This window comes from Bacillus cereus group sp. BfR-BA-01492 (genome assembly GCF_022662815.1).
Lineage (GTDB): Bacteria > Bacillota > Bacilli > Bacillales > Bacillaceae_G > Bacillus_A > Bacillus_A cereus_BD.
Genome location: NZ_JAKUEH010000005.1, coordinates 12,792 through 29,040, shown reverse-complemented (window position 1 = coordinate 29,040; position 16,249 = coordinate 12,792). Strand labels below are relative to the sequence as shown.

Sequence of the window (16,249 nt, the reverse complement as noted above, 5' to 3'; positions counted from 1 at the left end):
ATTAAGAAGTTTGAAATGAAAGGCTTGTCAGCTGAGAGGCAACGCTTAAATCATCATTTAAAGTAATAGAGAAGCATGCGATTAACGGTAGTGTGATGATAATTGATCCAGTTGGACTAATTTCAATAGAAGGGCTATTCCCGCATGTTCCGTCACAATTTACTGAGCTAGATATACCATTTCCAGGGGTAATTGTGATAACAAGACAGACATCAAAACAAATATTATTCGTTGTACATGCCATAGATTATTCCTCCTTTCTAATAGCATCTATGAGTACGATATGCATGAAAATGCTTGATGGAACGGCAAAAAATAAAAATAAAAGATTAGCCCAATACCTCTTTTACTTTTGTATACATAATAAATATTTCTTATAAAAAATAGACGTTTATTTTATACGCTATCAATTCCATTTGTATATAGTATTTTATAAAACAAAATGCGCAGAGAGGACGGTGGAAGGGAATGAAAAAGTCATTAACGGCAATTATTGTATGCAGCAATCAACTTTTTACATTGGAGGAAGTAATTAAAAATGTGAAGCAACTAAATCCTATCGAAATTATCGTATTATGTTCTCATTCACAGCGTGAAGTCATTGAAATTTCTAAGAAATATCATTGTTTAACTGTCTTTGAAAATACATCTGAGACGAAATATAATGATTATTCCTCTGCTTTAAAAATCGCCAAGGGTGATGTATGTTTCGTTTTACATGGCAGCTTTCTTTTATCATCAGAACAAATGAAAGACTTTTTGGTACCTATTCTTCATGATGATACGGACGCTGTTTTAAATAAACTAGATGGGATTCTTCCTATAGGAAAATATCAAAACTTACACATCGTATGGCGAAAAGTATTAAATGAATTTTTAGGTCGCCCAGACTTGAAGAGTAATTCATTACTTTCTCTTCCATTTGCTCTTACAAAAGAAGTGGTGACAAGTATTGGCTACGACACTTTTAAAAACCTACTTCTATCACATATCCAATTATTAGAACAAGGCTGGCGTATTCGTCATCATTGTGCTCTTCATACATTATGTGCTGACGAACTGCTAGAAGAAAGCGGTCTATATAAGGAGCGTTTATCAAAAGAGGAAAGTCTTGAAGTAGAACGGTATCTACTAGCAATTTCAAACTGGTTAAGAGGGCGTAATGTTCGAGGAGGATTTACAGATGGAGGGAAGCGAAGAGATATCATTGAACAATTGCAGTATGATCAGTCGTTTCCTTTTTATCAACAAGGCTCTGGAGTACGATCCGCCCTTTATAATAAGAAACAACTTTCTGTTATCATTCCAGCACAAAATGAAGAAAAGACGATAGAACGCGTAATTCATGAAGTAAGAAAAATAGAACCGTTAGAAGTGATTGTTGTTGTAAATGGTTCTAGTGATCAAACAGCGACCATTGCTTCGAGGCTGGGGACAACAGTGATTGAATATAAGGAATCACTCGGGCACAATGTTGGGCGAGCGATCGGTGCATTTGCATCCACAGGAGACATTCTTTTATTTGTAGATGCGGATTTCAGTATTCCTGCCAATGATCTATCTCCATATGTGCTAGCAGTGGCAAAAGGGACAGGTATCGCTTTAAATCATTTAACATCTAGTTTAAAGCCGCCATTTCATATTGTTGATATTTTAAAGTATATGTTAAATCTGTCTTATAGTCGGCCTGATTTAAGTAATGGTTCATTAGTAGCGATTCCACATGCAATAAGTAGAGAATGTATAGAAGGGATTGGTTGGGAAAGTCTAGTATGTCCTAGCTTCGCGCAAGTAAAAGCGATTTTAGAAGGTTACAAAGTGGAATGTGTTCATTATGTAGACGTTATTAAACCAAACCGATTTCGTTTGAAAGAGCACTTTAGTAAAGGCGGGCATCCTCCTGCGGTATTAAGAATAATGGGAGACCATATCGAGGCACTGTCCTATTTAATAAAAAAACAAAATCTTTCATATGAATAATTTTTCAGTGTGTTACCAATCCTTTTTAGCATTGATAACACACTGAATCACATTATGGATTACTTTGAATTCTCCATTCCTTTCTGAGTAATAAGATAAGAAATCCCTTCTACATGATCTCCAATAATTTGTTGCGTCGCTAAAGAGATCCCCTTATTTTTAGAAAAATGCTTTTCTGGACGAACGCGATTCATTGTATCAACAGAAACAGAATGAACATTTTTTATATGGAAACCTTCTAGTATTGCTTTCACTTGACTATAGACCGGACAAACAAGTGAAAGATAACCGATTTTTTCAAGACAATTACGGCTAAAAGCATGTGGAACTGCAATCGTAGATCCCATACCTAAATCTTTGCGGCCACATGCTGCATTCACAGCGTATTTACAAGCTGTAACAATGGAATAAGGGAAGCGATACATGTGGTAGGAATCTAAGTTGTTTAAAGCTAAATCGACGCCATTTTGTACAGCTTGCACAAATGGTAATAAATCGTACTTCGGAATGACGAAATCTCCATCGACAAATAATACGATATCTCCTTTTGAAACATAGGCACCAATCGCACGCCCTGTATCATTTCCGAGTGCTTCTTCATAAACGATAACAGTGGCACCGCATTTTTTCGCAATTTCTTCCGTATGATCTGTTGTTCCATTCATTACAACAATGATTTCTAACGGTTCTAATTTCTTTAATTCTTGAATAACAGCTTCTATTGTCTTTTCTTCATTTTGAACAGGAATGATAATAGAAAGCTGCTTTCCACCATAAAGCTTAGAGAATGTTTGCTTACCAATCATGATTTTTGGGGGATATTTTAACTGTTGGGAGATGAAATCCGCAGCAAGATCTCGCCGACGATTTCCGTCAGTATATTTAGCTCTAGAGCATTGTGAGCTATGAAGATGATTTGCGATTGCTTCTATATAATGATGGATCATTCTTTTTTCATCAAGAGAGAGTTCGTTATCATGAAATTTCGTATGGAAAGGAGAATGAGAATCCACTTCTATATGATGAGCAATACGAAAATTATGATAGATTATTTTTTGCCCTGCTAGAACGGGATTTAATAATGATTCAAGGCCGATTGTCTCGATAGCAGCTCTCGTTATTCCATAAGGCAATGATAAAAAAGAATCGATATTTAAATCAGGGCGATGAAAAATATGATTTGCTACTTGTTGCCATATACTGATTGTATTGGGGCGTTCTTTCTTGTAAAAAATCTTGTTTACATTATTCAATACTACATCTGCGTCATCTTTCAATAATGGCTCAAGAAATATATAGAATTCAGAAGAAGAAATGATAGATTGCGAATCTAAAAATAATAAGACATCTCCGTTTGCTTCTTCTGCGCCTATTACTTGACGGTTGTTGTGATGAAGAGTTTCATCCACCTCTATTATTTTAACAACTTTATTTTCCGTAATATGAAGTGGGAGAGTAGCATTGTTATTTACGACACAAATGATTTCTAGCGGATTTAACTGGTGACAAGATGGTAATATGCTTATTAACGAATTCGAATGATCATAGACAGTGATTATAATAGAAATAGATTTTTCTGACATAGGAATTCTCCTTTTATAACGAGGACATAGAGGTTATTCTCTAGATTCTTCCTTATGATTGCTTGTTACGTTCAAATCTTTAGATAAACTAGCGCTGAGAAGGCTATTTAAAACATTCATATCTAGCTTAACAGGTGTCCCATTTCCCGATGCGTTGTTCGTAGTATTTTGTTGTTCATTTAACATATTTTTTATATTTTGGATTTCTTTTTGCTGTTGTAACAAGAGAATAAATCCTCCTAGAATAAATAAAAAAGAAAGGGCAGAAAAAACAAGAAGGGCCTGTAACAATTGAATCAGCTCCTTTTTAGAAAAGTGTCTTTTTAACTATATGCAGCCTTTTTATAAAAGTTACAATTGGGTATTAAGCACTTATATAGAAATCCATTATTTTTTCATATCATCTTTAAATTCCCTCTGCAAACTAGAAAGAATAACAGAATGAATATGCTGCGTACACTTTCCATGTTCTTCAAATATGAAAATCTTCTGATTAGTAAATGTTAAATTCGGTGATACTAATATACAGTGAACAATTACAATAAAGGATGATGCAAATGATTTTTATTTATACAGATTTTGGTGGGACACATACAACTTCGCTTGCTGCAGCGTATCACTTAAAGCAACTACCAACTGATCGAAAACTAACAAAAGAAGAAATTTTAAATGTAGCGTATTTCAACAAACTAAAAACTTCAGATATGGGGAAGATTATTTTTCGCGGGAGAGACGAGCTAGGAAATCCTGTTTATACAGTTGGTCACGGAGCATCCAAAGTAGTCGTACCCGCAATGAAGCATTTGGCGGAGATTCTTCAACAACAATACCAAAATAACGAAAAAATTATCTTTTCGAATACATCACCAACTGTACCTTTACCAATGACATTCGGGGGCTTATTTTCAAGAAGGTTACATATTGATTTTATAGGCGTCCCATTACTTGTATGGGGAGCAAAACTTTGTTGTGATAATATACAAAGGCTCGTTGCTTATACGAAAGAAGCCGGAAACATGACAAATGATTCTGTTGTTATTTTAGAAAATGAAAATTTCGGATAAATCTCTTGTTTAAGGGAATTCAGTACATGAATCGATTGATTGGCAAAGTAATACAAAACAGGCAGGGGAAACATATCATAAATTTGAAGAATGGATTTCTAACCTTGTATCAGATCTTGCAAAATACGATAAAAGAATTCAAAATAGAATGATTGCTTTTGCTGAAGAATAGGGACGATACTTAAGAGAGGGGATAACAAATGCCATAAAAGATAGAGCCAGTTAAAAGCTACTTGGAAATAGAGGGGGGATAGCAAGTAGCTAAAATTGTAATAGAAAAAAGGCATGAAGCAGATCCGTATTAATACATTTGAAAAAGCACAGGATTTCTATTCATCCCGTGCTTTTGTTATAGGAGTTCGACTTTCTTTCGAATCACAATCTTATCTATTTCATCTTCTTCATCCCCGGTAAATAAACCGCGTTCTTTTAAGTATGTTTCAAAATATAAATCCGCTTCTGCTCGTTCATCATAAGGTTTGATAGATAAAACAAATCCTACCTTGTTTTGATCCTCTAAATGAGATGTCGAAATATAAGCCGGAATGTTATGGCGTAAGAAAAGTTCTTTAACCGGAATAATCATATCTTTCATAAGTTTAAATAGCATATTCATTTCAAATTCAAAGTTGAGGCGATCAATACTAGATAAATCTGCAAATACAACACCGATAAAACCTGTATTAAATACTTCTTGGTATTCCACTTCTTGATCCGTTTTGCCATAAAAATTCTTTTCGATTAAATAATTTTTAAAATAAGCAATACCATCGGTTTGTTCAAACGGCTTTGTAGAAAGAACGAAACCGATTTTCTTTTGTTTATGTAAATATACGCAAGACATATATGCTGCAACTTCATGCTCATGAAATAGAGAACTTGTTGCTTCAGCAAGACCATCTAATACGTGATGGACAATTTGCAACTTTTTTCGGGCGAAGTAATAAGATTTTTTTTGTAATTCCAATGTATCAATAAAGACAGAGCCAATAAAGCCTGTATTTGAGATAGTGGGTGTATGCTTTTTTCTTCCTCTGCGCTTTTTTTGAGCCATTGCAAAAATCATCCCTTCAAGTACAAATAAAATAATAAGAACGTTTGTTCGTATATTTATATTTTACTATTTTATTGCGCTAAAGTAAAGGATTTTCCGCCGAAAAACAACAAAAAAGACACCTATAAAAAGGTGTCTACATGCAATAGGGAAGAGGCTCCTTCCTTATTTATGTTCAATTTATATTATGAAACAGAGACAAGTTCTTCTGCATCGTCTACATCTAAATGACAATCCATTGTACGTACATCTTGATCTTCATGACTTCCGAAATAAATAGTAATTTTCATATGTATCGCTCCTTTATTCTAGGAATACCTAAAATAATTACTAGTAATGTTACTGCTTATTATATACCACTTTTTTCATTTCGACAATCTTATCGTATTTACAAATTAATTTCATTAGTTTTGAAAAAATGAAGCGGTATTCTAATGGAAGTATACGGGGAAAAGAAAACACTTTTTAGAAACAAGGAAATTTTCATATCTTTTTAAAATTACACAAAGCGTTGCTATCATGAGATGTATTTGTTAAAATTTACAAAAAGTATTTTCTGTATATTCTAGCAAATAGAATACTTTTTTCTATATATACTTATGAAAAGAGGGAACGATATGAATATATTAACTGCTATACCCCGTATATATATTTCTAACTTGCAACCGCATCTTGATTTCTACAAATCTTTATTAAAACAAGAACAGCCTCATGAATTTCAAGTACATGAAACAAAAGTAGTTAGATTCTCTAATTTATTATTGATTGTAGATGAAAATCACATAGCGACACGTCATGTTGCAGCAACGCTCGTGACAGATACCATTCAATTTGCTAAACAATTTATTGTAAAACACGGAGGTAACATTCTTACAGAACCTATTTCAGTTCCAACGGGAGTAAAAATGATTGCACGCCATCCAGATGGAAATATATTTGAGTATATTGAGCCGAAATAGAGATATTGAAAGAAGGTTTATGAAAAAGAGAGAGAAGGAAGCTGATAATGATACCTGAAAAAAGAAAAATAGAAGTTGTCCCGTATAACCGAAATGGAAAGATGAGTTTCAAAAAATAAAAAAGATGCTTGAAAGATATATTGGGAATCTCATTTTAAGAATTGAACATGTAGGGAGTACTTCAGTAGAAGGCTTAGCTGCTAAACCGATTCTTGATATTGATGTTGTTATTGAAAGTAACGAGCTACTACCAAACATTATCGATCGATTAGAAAAAGAAGGGTATAGACATCAAGGGAATTTAGGGGTGGAAGGGCGTGAAGCTTTTCAAAGAAAAGATGACGAGAGTGGAATGAAGTATCACCTTTACGTTTGCCCACAGGATGGGAAAGGATATTTAGAACACATTGCACTGCGGGATTATTTATCTGCTAATGAACGAGCGCGAAAAGAATATGAAAAACTAAAGTATCAGTCTAGCATCTATTGTTATAACATAGATGGTTATTGTGAAGGGAAAACAGATTTTATCAAACAAATCTTAAACGATACGATATATAAAAACAAACGATTAGGAGTATATCGATGACACATTATCCGAGATATCTTTAGGAATAGTAACTCCATTTATTTCAAATTAGTTTATTAAAATAACTATGAAAAATAGGCATCTAAACAAGGTACATCACCTACTGATAGGTCATATTTTGTTGGTGTACGTATTGAAATAAAGTTTATAAATCAGTCCTATTGAGCCGAAAAAAAATAGAAAGCGGCATAGCTAAATTTTTAATGAATAAATGGAGGGCGTCGATATGAATGAGTTTCAACAAGAACTGCAATCGTTAAGTCTTAACGATTATCAACCTGGTAATGTAGTGTATTGGGATCAACAAAATCAATATCCATATTATTATATGCAAGAGGATGCTCGTCGCTGCGGCGGGTGTGGGCGTTGTGGAGGTTGCGGTCGCTGCGGCGGACGTTGTTTCGGATGCTTTGGTTGTTTCGGTTGTTTTAATTGCTGGAACTGGTGGTTTTTCATTTAATTTCTAATCTGTATGGATTCAGTCATAGGAAAGAAAAGTGAAACATATGTAAAATACTTTTCTTTCCTTATTTTACACATATATCATGAAATTTATCATTAGTAAATTCAACAAAATTAGGGTATAGCTACTTATAAAGAGATATAAGAGATATAAAGGAGTTGAATTTCATGAAGAAACAGCCAAATAAAAAGAAAAAAGAACTTGTTACAAAAGAAATAAGTACGGAACAAAACGCAGTTTATAGTGATCCAAAAGATGCTGCAAATATGCAGACTGTTCCTCATCCGAAAGATTATGAGGAGATTGAATACTAAATATCCGACTTTTTCAGGAATGAAATATACATCTTAAGCCCTATAACAATTACAAAATGGTTTGATACGATATATACATAAGCATTTGAAGATGCCTTATCTTAACAAACTTTTTTCAACAACCGTATATAATCTACAAAAAGACGTTTCCTACAATGGAGCGTCTTTTTGTCTGTTTTTACACAATATAATTTCCATCTTTCTGTTCGTATCTCACAACTGAACATGGATATATTAAAACTAAACCGTGAAAAACATATCACTAAAAGAAGGGACAGTTAGCATGAAACAAACAACGATTAACCCATGGCTTATTGTCCTAGGTACAATCGTGGTACAAATTGGCCTCGGCACAATTTATACATGGAGTTTATTTAATCAACCTTTAGTAGATGAATTCGGTTGGCCACTTCATGCTGTAGCAGTTACTTTTTCTATTACCAGCTTTTCATTATCATTTTCAACCTTATTTGCAGGTAAATTGCAACAAAAAATAGGACTTCGCAAATTAATTGCAATTTCAGGAATTATTCTTGGGTTAGGATTGATACTCAGTTCCCAAATTTCTTCTTTATTTTTACTCTATATATTAGCTGGTGTAGTGGTCGGTTATGCAGACGGGACTGCATACATTACATCATTATCAAATTTAATAAAATGGTTTCCAAATCGCAAAGGTCTCATCTCAGGGATATCTGTTTCAGCTTACGGAATGGGAAGTTTAATTTTTAAATATGTAAACGTTAAGCTAATCGATACAGTTGGTGTATCACAGGCTTTTTTATACTGGGGCATGATTGTTTTACTTTTCATTTTAGCAGGATCTTTCTTTTTACATGAAGCACCTACGAATGAGACGATTACTCAAACTGCGAACAATAACTACACACCTAAGGAAATGTTACGTACAAATCAAGGATATCTTTTATTTTTTATGTTATTTACGTCCTGTATGAGTGGGTTATATTTAATCGGGATGGTAAAGGATATCGGTGTTCAGCTTGTAGGACTTAGCGCTGCAACTGCCGCAAATGCCGTTGCTATGATTGCTATTTTTAATACAGTGGGCAGAATTATTCTCGGAACGTTATCTGATAAAATCGGCAGATTAAAAATCGTTTCAGTTACGTTTGTAATCATTGGATTATCTGTTTTTGTTCTAAGTTTTATGCATTTAAATTACCCAATTTATTTTGCATGTGTAGCAAGTGTAGCTTTTTGTTTCGGAGGAAATATTACTATCTTTCCAGCTATCGTAGGAGATTTTTTTGGCTTGAAACACCATAGTACAAATTACGGAATTGTTTATCAAGGATTTGGGTTCGGGGCACTTGCTGGTTCATTTATCGGCGCTTTACTAGGTGGGTTTCAGCCAACTTTTATTACAATTGGGATTCTTTCTATTCTTTCTTTTATTATCGCTATTTTCATTCGCCCTCCCACTCAAAAGAAGAAAAAAGAGGTGCAAAAGTTTTATCGAAAACCAGCATAATTTTCTATTTAAAATAGCCCTTTTGAGCGAGGGCTATTTTAAATAGATTTTTTTTCATTTTAATTATCCACCTAAATTCCATACACTTTAGAAGCAAATGATATCCTTACAAATTTGTCATGTTTATGTCATCTTCTTCGATCGTATAAATAAATCATCCTTCATATAATGAAATTATAATTTACAAAAAGGGGAGATACATATGGATGAAGTAATCGGAGAAGTAGTCATTGGTTTATGCGAATTTGTTGCTGAAGTTTTCACTTATGGGAATGCAGAACAAGGGGAGAAAGAAAAAGAACAACTATGATATTACATATAAAAAGAAAATATTATAACTTGAATTGAACATCACTCGTGAAAGTTTAACTACATTCATACGTTAAAACTCAGTGTTACAATATAGCGCTGAGTTTTTTTGAAATCAAACTTCAAAATGAGTTCCTTCTTACATTCTCATGTTGGAACGTGGATTGGTTATTTAAAGTTGAGGGAGGAGGGGATAATCTGAAAAAATGATCCTTCAGAAAACTTGTAGTCTATCATTTTTTATTCTAAAGATACAAAGAGAAGAAAAATTTCTTCTCTTTGTATAAAACAGTAGTTATTCTGGATTAAACAACATAAGATTTTAACCACCATGATTCCCATGTGCGTATTGAACAGCATCAATAGCTTTTTGCGTTTCCACAGGGGATTGAGCACCAAACATTAAAGTCAAAACAGTAATTACACCGACTAAACCAAAGAATATTTTTTCATTTTAATACCTCCTTTTCAAAAACTTTTTTTCCTGCTTGAGAACTTGAGTAAAAATAGCGTGAAATGTATTGCTAAGTTAGAACAGTTAAATTATAAGTATAGAAAAGATGTATTACCTGAAAGATATTACTTTAATAAGGGAGAACCGAGAACACATCAAATTCATATGTATGAAGAGGGTAATAAGTATTTAATGGAACAATTGTGTTTTAGAGATTACTTAAAAAATAATAAAACTTCTCGGATTGAGTATGAACAGTTAAAGATTCAACTTTCACAGGCTAATCCCAATGACAAACATAAATATGCAGATGATAAAACAAACTTTGTTAAATTTATATTGGCTAAAATAAATAATTAAAAAAGACGGCAATGTGTAACTATTCGCTTTCCGAAATTAAACAACTTTAATATTCTAAAAAAATCGTAAAGCGGAAATTTCTCATATTTTATTAGATAGTTTTGTTATGCATCTAAATAACACATTGCGGCATACAGTATTCCAGTGATCAAATTGTTTGTTTTGCAAAATTATAGGTTTATTATCAATATCAGGTGGTACCATGAATCGACCGATTAAGCGAAAGGGTAGACGTATATTATTTCCGATATTCTTTTTAATACTAGGTATATCTCTATATTCCATACCAATGAAATTAGAAATATGGCAAATCGGTTTAGCTGCAACTATAGGGATTATATTATCCATACCTCTTGTATGACTATTTTTTATAGTATTAATCATTTTGAAAGGTTGTAAAAAACATTTAAAACAAAAAACATAAGAGAATTTAAATAAATACACGGATGCATTTTGGGGGATGTCCTTTTTGAATAGGACACTACTATCCTTCTTGTATATACTTAAAATAAAACCTATTGCAAGATAGGGGAAAAGAAAATGCAAGAAGTAATTTGGGGAGTATTTGCTAACGGGAATATAAATGCGGAAGAAAAGGAGTAATTTTAGCCATACATAGGCACTAAAGCAAATAACTTTGCAGAAGTTGCAAATGTAGCAGTAGCAGCACTCCGCGGGATATTTATATCGAATCCCGTTAAAATAAGAGGCGGCCCTTTTTCTTTTTGTTCTTTTATGTATTGAAATAATTCTTCTAGATCTTCTGTATGCCATACTCCATTAATGGCTTTTTTCATAGCCGCCTGCTCAGCTGTTAAATCATCTATATTTTGATACACAGCATTTACTTCTGTAAAGCCTGATTCAAACGCAATCACATCATATCCCATTTCTTCATGCAAATACTTAATTATCCGAACCTTAGATTGATTCATTTTGGTTGAACCATGAGTAGATTCACCTAATAAGACAATACGTTTGTCTTGTAAAGTTTGTTTTAAAAATGACAAATTCTCAGTGGTACTAGCAGTCGGTTCCTGTAATTTGACTGCATGTTTACCAACCCATTTCTGCCACTTTTGTTGATCCTCAGGTAATTCTTCCGCAGATGCTACTGTCGAAAACATTGTTAGTGCAAATAAAGTAGTTACTAATCCTTTTTTATTTTGAAAACACACATACCCCTCCTAATTTTTTATAAGATTTATACATCTATACTAAAGGATATAATTTATACAAATCAAGAAGAAAAGGATGATAATTCTGTTAAATTTAAAAATTCTATAAATGAAACAGTTTAAAAGTAATTCTCAGAAGATAACTCAAGGAAATACGCTACATAGTTGCTGTAAAAATAGAACAGATGTACAGCACAGGAAGAGTAGATAGCAGCAGAAAAAAGGGAAGATATAAAGATCTACAGGGAATAAAAATGTCACTCAAATTTAAATAGTTGGAATAGACAGAACATCAGTTCTTTTATATGATATAGAAGAAGATACACACTTAAGTTATATCTATTGAAAGGAGAGAATCAAGTGGTTGACAGGAGCAAAAAGAAGTCTAAATGTACACTGGAAAAGGACGAAATGATTAAGCTATATTTAGAAGGGGAGAGCACGTCAAATATAGCGAAATTAGCTAATGTCTCAGCTAGATATGTTCGGATGGTTTTAACAGATAACAATGTTGAAAAGAGAGCAAGAGGGAGCTGGAAACGAAAATATCATTTAAATGAAGATTATTTTAAGAATTGGTCTAATAATATGGCGTATATATTAGGATTTTTCATTGCAGATGGTGTCATTACAAAAGATAATCAAACCGTAAGTATTTCTCAAAAAGAATCGAGAATTTTAGAGGATATAAAAATCGAACTCAATTCAAATCAGCCGTTGTACCAAAATAAAAACACTGGCGTTTACATGTTAAATTTAAATAGTAAAATAATGAAAAATGATCTAATGAACTTACATGGAATAACGCCTTGTAAATCATACGACGTACAATTCCCATTTGTCCCACAACAGCATCTGCATCATTTCGTTAGAGGATATTTTGATGGAGATGGCCACGTAAATCCGCAAAGACATTTCGTAAGTTTTGTTGGTGGTTCATATCACTTTATGAATTCTTTAAAACAAATTCTTATGGAATACAATTATCAACCAAAATTCATTAATAAAGAAAAACAATATCGTATATATTTAAGTGGTAAAAATACCATTAAAAAATTCTCGGAATGGATTTATACCGACAAAGAATTATTTTTACAACGAAAACACGAAATTTTCCAACTAAAAAAATAGTTTTTGTGAACTTATACTAAAACAAACTCGATCAGTACGTATGCACGACTAATTATTTAGCGTACGTACTGATTTTTTATTTGTACATTATATCTGCTTACTCAAAAAATAATTGAAGCATCCAAAACTAACGGTGATTGAAAATAAAAAATTTAGATTACGAGGGGAAAAGATAATTGTTATAAATAAGTTTATTACTTTTTTCTAGTAGACATAATATATATTATAGGCAGTTATAGAAATAAAGTATTTCCATGTCTCTAAATACAAGTAAACTATACAAAATGAGACGAAAGAGAGATTTTTCGATGAGATTGTCTTTTTATGCTGATTTATATATTGAAACGTTTCGTTTAAACACTTAAAGATTTTCTGTACAAATTTCAAATGGCTGAGTCCATAAAAATAAACCGCGTAGAATCAATTGCAAAAAAGCATTTCAGAAATGACACGTAACATTATTTATAAGTGATGTGTAAGATCGTGAAACTTGTATGTATTTCAGTCGATTTATATTTGTTATTCAATCTGTTTGATTCGGTCTTCTATATGTTAATTGTTGTGAATTTTATCCTAGTTAACATAATGCCTGTTTGGTACATAAAAAAACTTCCGCTTATTAGGAAGTTTTTAATACACAATTTGAACTTGAAAACAAGATTGCTCTACATAGGAGAATAAATCATGATCGATACCGATAAATGTAATCGAAAATGTACCAGGTAAACGATTTAGTACACATGCGGTCCATAGTAAAGAGATTTCTCCGCGATTTTTATCATGCTTGTTTACAAAAAAATTAATGTAGTCATCTAAAATGATATTTTCAGCGTTTTGGAATGATCTTCTAGCCTTTCGTACCGTGTCTCGCAGCGGCTGTATACAAGTAAATGCTTGCTCACTTGCTCCTAAAAACTCTCGCTTTGCACCTGTAACATCAAAATCAACTTTAAGCAACTCATATAATTGCTGTTCTTCGACATATAAAATCGTTTTGAAATGCTGTAAATATTTCATATATCGCTGCTCTACATCCTCAATTAGCCGCATTTCTTTCACGTGATGTTATTTTCTTCAATAATTTTAGGGAGATCTGTGAAATGAAGCTCAGGCATGTGATTCACCTCTGCTGTAAATTTCAATAAGATCACAAAGCTTTGTTAATTGATGTAGCCCCTCTTCCCCACTTTCTGATAGCATTTCTCCTGCTGAAAATAAAAAGGCATGTTCTTCTTGCTCTTCAGCAACATAATGAAAATCCTCTTCCATAAAAAATGTATGTTCATGTCCTAATGCTTCAGCCAAGTGTGCAGCAAAATCATAAATTCCATTCATTCTTTTTCCGTTTAGATAATCTGAAAAATTTGATTCAGACATCCCTAAACGCTTGGCCAAACGTCTTCTTTTTAATCCTTCACTTTCGATATACTGATTCATATTTTGGATAACGTACTGTAAATTCATTCGTCTCACTTCCTTTCTTTATATCTATAAATTCATTATACACTCCTCCTCTGCTTTAAATCCATTTGTAACGAATTATTTTTCCTCAACATACATTTCCTTTAATTCAATTTATATTTTTTGAAAAATAATTCTCTTAAAACGAATAATAAATAATGGATCGTATTGATATGGTTATAACTAGAAATCTAATTTCACTCTCATTTTTTGAGCTGACGGCGGACAAATTAAATTATACTCTAAAATTTTCTTATTAATCTTTCGGACGAGTTTAGCTGCTTCTTTGGAATCCATAATTGTTTCTAGCTTTTCTTTTAAATGATCAATTTCCTTTGAAAGTTCAATCCATCTAGGTAAAACATGATTGTCTTTTAATGTTTTATAAAGCTGTTTTTCAGGATTATACGAAAGACTTTTATCAATTTGAAGCGGCTTTCCTTTTCCAGGTAAATCATCAAAAACTCCTGACTTTTCCGCTCGTTTCACAATTGAACTAATATGATCTTCATAAATAAAATCTGAAACTTTTTCGTCCTTTGCCAAAATTTCTTGTTTTCTTAACTCCTTTTCTATGTCTTTTTGACTCATCGTTACCCTCTTCCCTTCTTTTTAATCATATTCCCAATCCGTTTTAGGCATCTCCTTCAAATTGTAAACAAATCCCGTGCATCATAATGTTTTGAGTTCCCCTTTATCTTTACACACCTTAAATAAACTCCTAGCACCCTTTAAAAAAGGATATGACATATTATTGAACGCAGTCCTCTTTTTTAAGGTTAACTAGGTATTTCTTGTATTTATAGACAAATTCCTATATAAACAAGTTAATAATATTGTATATTTTATGAACAAAAGCCACGCAAACGAGTTGTCTGTGTGGCTTTTGTTTTACTTGGTAAAGTTGTTATCAAATAATCGATACGTAGCAATTCTATCATCATTTCTCTATCCAGTTTAATAACTGCTTATAATGACTCTTTGCGTCTTCATATCCAAGATTATATAAATGAATCAACTTTTCTTTATTTCTTTCAATTCCGCTCACAGGAAGATGAAGGCTTGGTTGAATGATAAAAAAGTTAACGTTCTGTTGAGGAGAATTCATATAAGAAATTGTATCATTATATAATTGATAATGTTCTGCTAGAAGATTTGCGACTTTTGGATAGCTTCTATATAAAAATTTCGCCATTTTCGAAAACAGATTTGGATGTTTTCGATATCCTGCTGGTTTTGTCATGATGACAACATTTTTTCGAAATCCATCCTCCTGCGCTTTGCGAACAGGAATAGGATCGATCATTCCCCCATCTAACAATTTTTTTCCGTCATAATCTACAGCAGGTGCAATAAATGGCACAGAACTTGAAGCGCGAATGATTTTTAATATATCATTCCCATGCTCATGTTTATTGTAATACAGTGCTTGTCCGGATTCACAGTCTGTCGTTCCAATTACAAACTGCTCATTTGCATTCATAAAGGTTTGAAAATCAAATGGTACAAGTTTATTTGGTACTTCATCAAAAAGAAAATCCATACCAAATAACTCCCGCTTTTTAATAAAATTTCGATATGATATATAACGATGGTCGCATACTAATTCTGTATTTACTTTTTTATTTCTCCCTTTTTGCCTTGATAAATATGTTGCCCCCATGCACGCTCCTGCAGAAACTCCTACTACATAGGGAAAAAATAAAGCATTCTCCATAAAATATTCAAGCACACCTGCAGTATATAAACCTTTCATTCCTCCGCCTTCTAATACTAAACCAATATTTTTCATTTTCCCTACCTCTATTTTCATTTCTTGTCTTTATTTTAACATAAGGTTTTAGTATGAAGTGTTAAC

The 16,249-nt window shown here is 32.7% G+C and carries 17 protein-coding genes and 2 pseudogenes; 10 read left to right on the top strand and 9 right to left on the bottom strand.

Annotated features, from left to right (window positions below; all coding sequences use genetic code 11):
• Position 1 precedes the first annotated feature (1 nt).
• Entirely contained in the window at positions 2-244 is a 243-nt protein-coding gene (locus tag MR063_RS08470) for a hypothetical protein (RefSeq protein ID WP_242143051.1), read from the bottom strand.
• A 224-nt stretch (positions 245-468) separates the two neighbouring features.
• Between MR063_RS08470 and MR063_RS08465 the strand changes: the two genes are divergently transcribed.
• Positions 469-1,980 (top strand): glycosyltransferase family 2 protein, encoded by a 1,512-nt coding sequence (locus MR063_RS08465; protein ID WP_242196396.1) that lies wholly within the window; start codon positions 469-471, stop codon positions 1,978-1,980.
• Positions 1,981-2,039: 59 nt separating this feature from the next.
• Here the strand turns inward: MR063_RS08465 and MR063_RS08460 are convergent, their stop codons facing one another.
• Together MR063_RS08460 and MR063_RS08455 are read right to left on the bottom strand one after the other, a co-directional pair.
• On the bottom strand, positions 2,040-3,563 hold the full coding sequence (locus MR063_RS08460; RefSeq protein WP_242196392.1) for a glycosyltransferase: 1,524 nt from the start codon (positions 3,561-3,563) through the stop codon (positions 2,040-2,042).
• 33 nt (positions 3,564-3,596) lie between these two features.
• Positions 3,597-3,788, bottom strand: a complete 192-nt coding sequence (locus tag MR063_RS08455; RefSeq protein ID WP_242196388.1) for a hypothetical protein — start codon at positions 3,786-3,788, stop codon at positions 3,597-3,599.
• Between the two features lie 332 nt (positions 3,789-4,120).
• Between MR063_RS08455 and MR063_RS08450 the strand changes: the two genes are divergently transcribed.
• A complete protein-coding gene (locus MR063_RS08450; protein WP_242196385.1) occupies positions 4,121-4,627 on the top strand; it encodes a DUF3189 family protein in 507 nt (168 codons plus the stop codon).
• 349 nt (positions 4,628-4,976) lie between these two features.
• Here the strand turns inward: MR063_RS08450 and MR063_RS08445 are convergent, their stop codons facing one another.
• A complete protein-coding gene (locus MR063_RS08445) occupies positions 4,977-5,681 on the bottom strand; it encodes a hypothetical protein (protein ID WP_242196381.1) in 705 nt (234 codons plus the stop codon).
• A gap of 617 nt (positions 5,682-6,298) precedes the next feature.
• Between MR063_RS08445 and MR063_RS08440 the strand changes: the two genes are divergently transcribed.
• From MR063_RS08440 to MR063_RS08410, 7 genes and pseudogenes are all read left to right on the top strand, one after another.
• On the top strand, positions 6,299-6,640 hold the full coding sequence (locus MR063_RS08440; RefSeq protein WP_242196377.1) for a VOC family protein: 342 nt from the start codon (positions 6,299-6,301) through the stop codon (positions 6,638-6,640).
• A gap of 124 nt (positions 6,641-6,764) precedes the next feature.
• Positions 6,765-7,229, top strand: coding sequence for a GrpB family protein (locus MR063_RS08435; RefSeq protein ID WP_242196374.1), 465 nt, complete (start codon positions 6,765-6,767; stop codon positions 7,227-7,229).
• A gap of 211 nt (positions 7,230-7,440) precedes the next feature.
• Complete coding sequence (locus MR063_RS08430; protein ID WP_242143042.1) at positions 7,441-7,689, top strand: heterocycloanthracin/sonorensin family bacteriocin; 249 nt, start codon at positions 7,441-7,443, stop codon at positions 7,687-7,689.
• Between the two features lie 170 nt (positions 7,690-7,859).
• The gene (locus MR063_RS08425) at positions 7,860-8,006 is read left to right on the top strand and encodes a hypothetical protein (RefSeq protein ID WP_012094341.1); all 147 of its coding nucleotides are present in this window, start codon (positions 7,860-7,862) and stop codon (positions 8,004-8,006) included.
• Positions 8,007-8,289: 283 nt separating this feature from the next.
• Positions 8,290-9,498: an L-lactate MFS transporter gene (locus MR063_RS08420; protein WP_242196371.1), complete on the top strand. Its 1,209-nt coding sequence runs from the start codon at positions 8,290-8,292 to the stop codon at positions 9,496-9,498.
• A gap of 808 nt (positions 9,499-10,306) precedes the next feature.
• Positions 10,307-10,621 (top strand): annotated as a pseudogene (locus MR063_RS08415) (GrpB family protein); the annotation flags it as partial.
• 202 nt (positions 10,622-10,823) lie between these two features.
• On the top strand, positions 10,824-10,982 hold the full coding sequence (locus MR063_RS08410) for a CcdC protein domain-containing protein (protein ID WP_242196368.1): 159 nt from the start codon (positions 10,824-10,826) through the stop codon (positions 10,980-10,982).
• 286 nt (positions 10,983-11,268) lie between these two features.
• On the opposite strand, the pseudogene MR063_RS21960 reads toward MR063_RS08410, so the two are convergent.
• Positions 11,269-11,748: pseudogene (locus MR063_RS21960) on the bottom strand (erythromycin esterase family protein); the annotation flags it as partial.
• Between the two features lie 462 nt (positions 11,749-12,210).
• On the opposite strand from MR063_RS21960, the gene MR063_RS08400 reads away from it, so the two are divergent.
• Complete coding sequence (locus tag MR063_RS08400; protein WP_242196362.1) at positions 12,211-12,930, top strand: LAGLIDADG family homing endonuclease; 720 nt, start codon at positions 12,211-12,213, stop codon at positions 12,928-12,930.
• Positions 12,931-13,560: 630 nt separating this feature from the next.
• Here the strand turns inward: MR063_RS08400 and MR063_RS08395 are convergent.
• From MR063_RS08395 to MR063_RS08380, 4 genes are all read right to left on the bottom strand, one after another.
• On the bottom strand, positions 13,561-13,980 hold the full coding sequence (locus MR063_RS08395) for a hypothetical protein (protein WP_242196359.1): 420 nt from the start codon (positions 13,978-13,980) through the stop codon (positions 13,561-13,563).
• Between the two features lie 57 nt (positions 13,981-14,037).
• Complete coding sequence (locus tag MR063_RS08390) at positions 14,038-14,394, bottom strand: transcriptional regulator (protein ID WP_242196356.1); 357 nt, start codon at positions 14,392-14,394, stop codon at positions 14,038-14,040.
• 180 nt (positions 14,395-14,574) lie between these two features.
• Positions 14,575-14,982, bottom strand: a complete 408-nt coding sequence (locus tag MR063_RS08385) for a DnaJ family domain-containing protein (RefSeq protein WP_242196352.1) — start codon at positions 14,980-14,982, stop codon at positions 14,575-14,577.
• 349 nt (positions 14,983-15,331) lie between these two features.
• Positions 15,332-16,183, bottom strand: coding sequence for a patatin-like phospholipase family protein (locus MR063_RS08380; protein WP_242196347.1), 852 nt, complete (start codon positions 16,181-16,183; stop codon positions 15,332-15,334).
• Positions 16,184-16,249: the final 66 nt, after the last annotated feature.

Bases quoted from the DNA above. Each gene is read 5' to 3' on its own strand.
- MR063_RS08470 (WP_242143051.1), bottom strand. From the start codon at position 244: ATGGCATGTACAACGAATAATATTTGTTTTGATGTCTGTCTTGTTATC.
- MR063_RS08465 (WP_242196396.1), top strand. From the start codon at position 469: ATGAAAAAGTCATTAACGGCAATTATTGTATGCAGCAATCAACTTTTT.
- MR063_RS08460 (WP_242196392.1), bottom strand. From the start codon at position 3,563: ATGTCAGAAAAATCTATTTCTATTATAATCACTGTCTATGATCATTCG.
- MR063_RS08450 (WP_242196385.1), top strand. From the start codon at position 4,121: ATGATTTTTATTTATACAGATTTTGGTGGGACACATACAACTTCGCTT.
- MR063_RS08445 (WP_242196381.1), bottom strand. From the start codon at position 5,681: ATGGCTCAAAAAAAGCGCAGAGGAAGAAAAAAGCATACACCCACTATC.
- MR063_RS08440 (WP_242196377.1), top strand. From the start codon at position 6,299: ATGAATATATTAACTGCTATACCCCGTATATATATTTCTAACTTGCAA.
- MR063_RS08435 (WP_242196374.1), top strand. From the start codon at position 6,765: ATGCTTGAAAGATATATTGGGAATCTCATTTTAAGAATTGAACATGTA.
- MR063_RS08430 (WP_242143042.1), top strand. From the start codon at position 7,441: ATGGAGGGCGTCGATATGAATGAGTTTCAACAAGAACTGCAATCGTTA.
- MR063_RS08425 (WP_012094341.1), top strand. From the start codon at position 7,860: ATGAAGAAACAGCCAAATAAAAAGAAAAAAGAACTTGTTACAAAAGAA.
- MR063_RS08420 (WP_242196371.1), top strand. From the start codon at position 8,290: ATGAAACAAACAACGATTAACCCATGGCTTATTGTCCTAGGTACAATC.
- MR063_RS08410 (WP_242196368.1), top strand. From the start codon at position 10,824: ATGAATCGACCGATTAAGCGAAAGGGTAGACGTATATTATTTCCGATA.
- MR063_RS08400 (WP_242196362.1), top strand. From the start codon at position 12,211: ATGATTAAGCTATATTTAGAAGGGGAGAGCACGTCAAATATAGCGAAA.
- MR063_RS08395 (WP_242196359.1), bottom strand. From the start codon at position 13,980: ATGCGGCTAATTGAGGATGTAGAGCAGCGATATATGAAATATTTACAG.
- MR063_RS08390 (WP_242196356.1), bottom strand. From the start codon at position 14,394: ATGAATTTACAGTACGTTATCCAAAATATGAATCAGTATATCGAAAGT.
- MR063_RS08385 (WP_242196352.1), bottom strand. From the start codon at position 14,982: ATGAGTCAAAAAGACATAGAAAAGGAGTTAAGAAAACAAGAAATTTTG.
- MR063_RS08380 (WP_242196347.1), bottom strand. From the start codon at position 16,183: ATGAAAAATATTGGTTTAGTATTAGAAGGCGGAGGAATGAAAGGTTTA.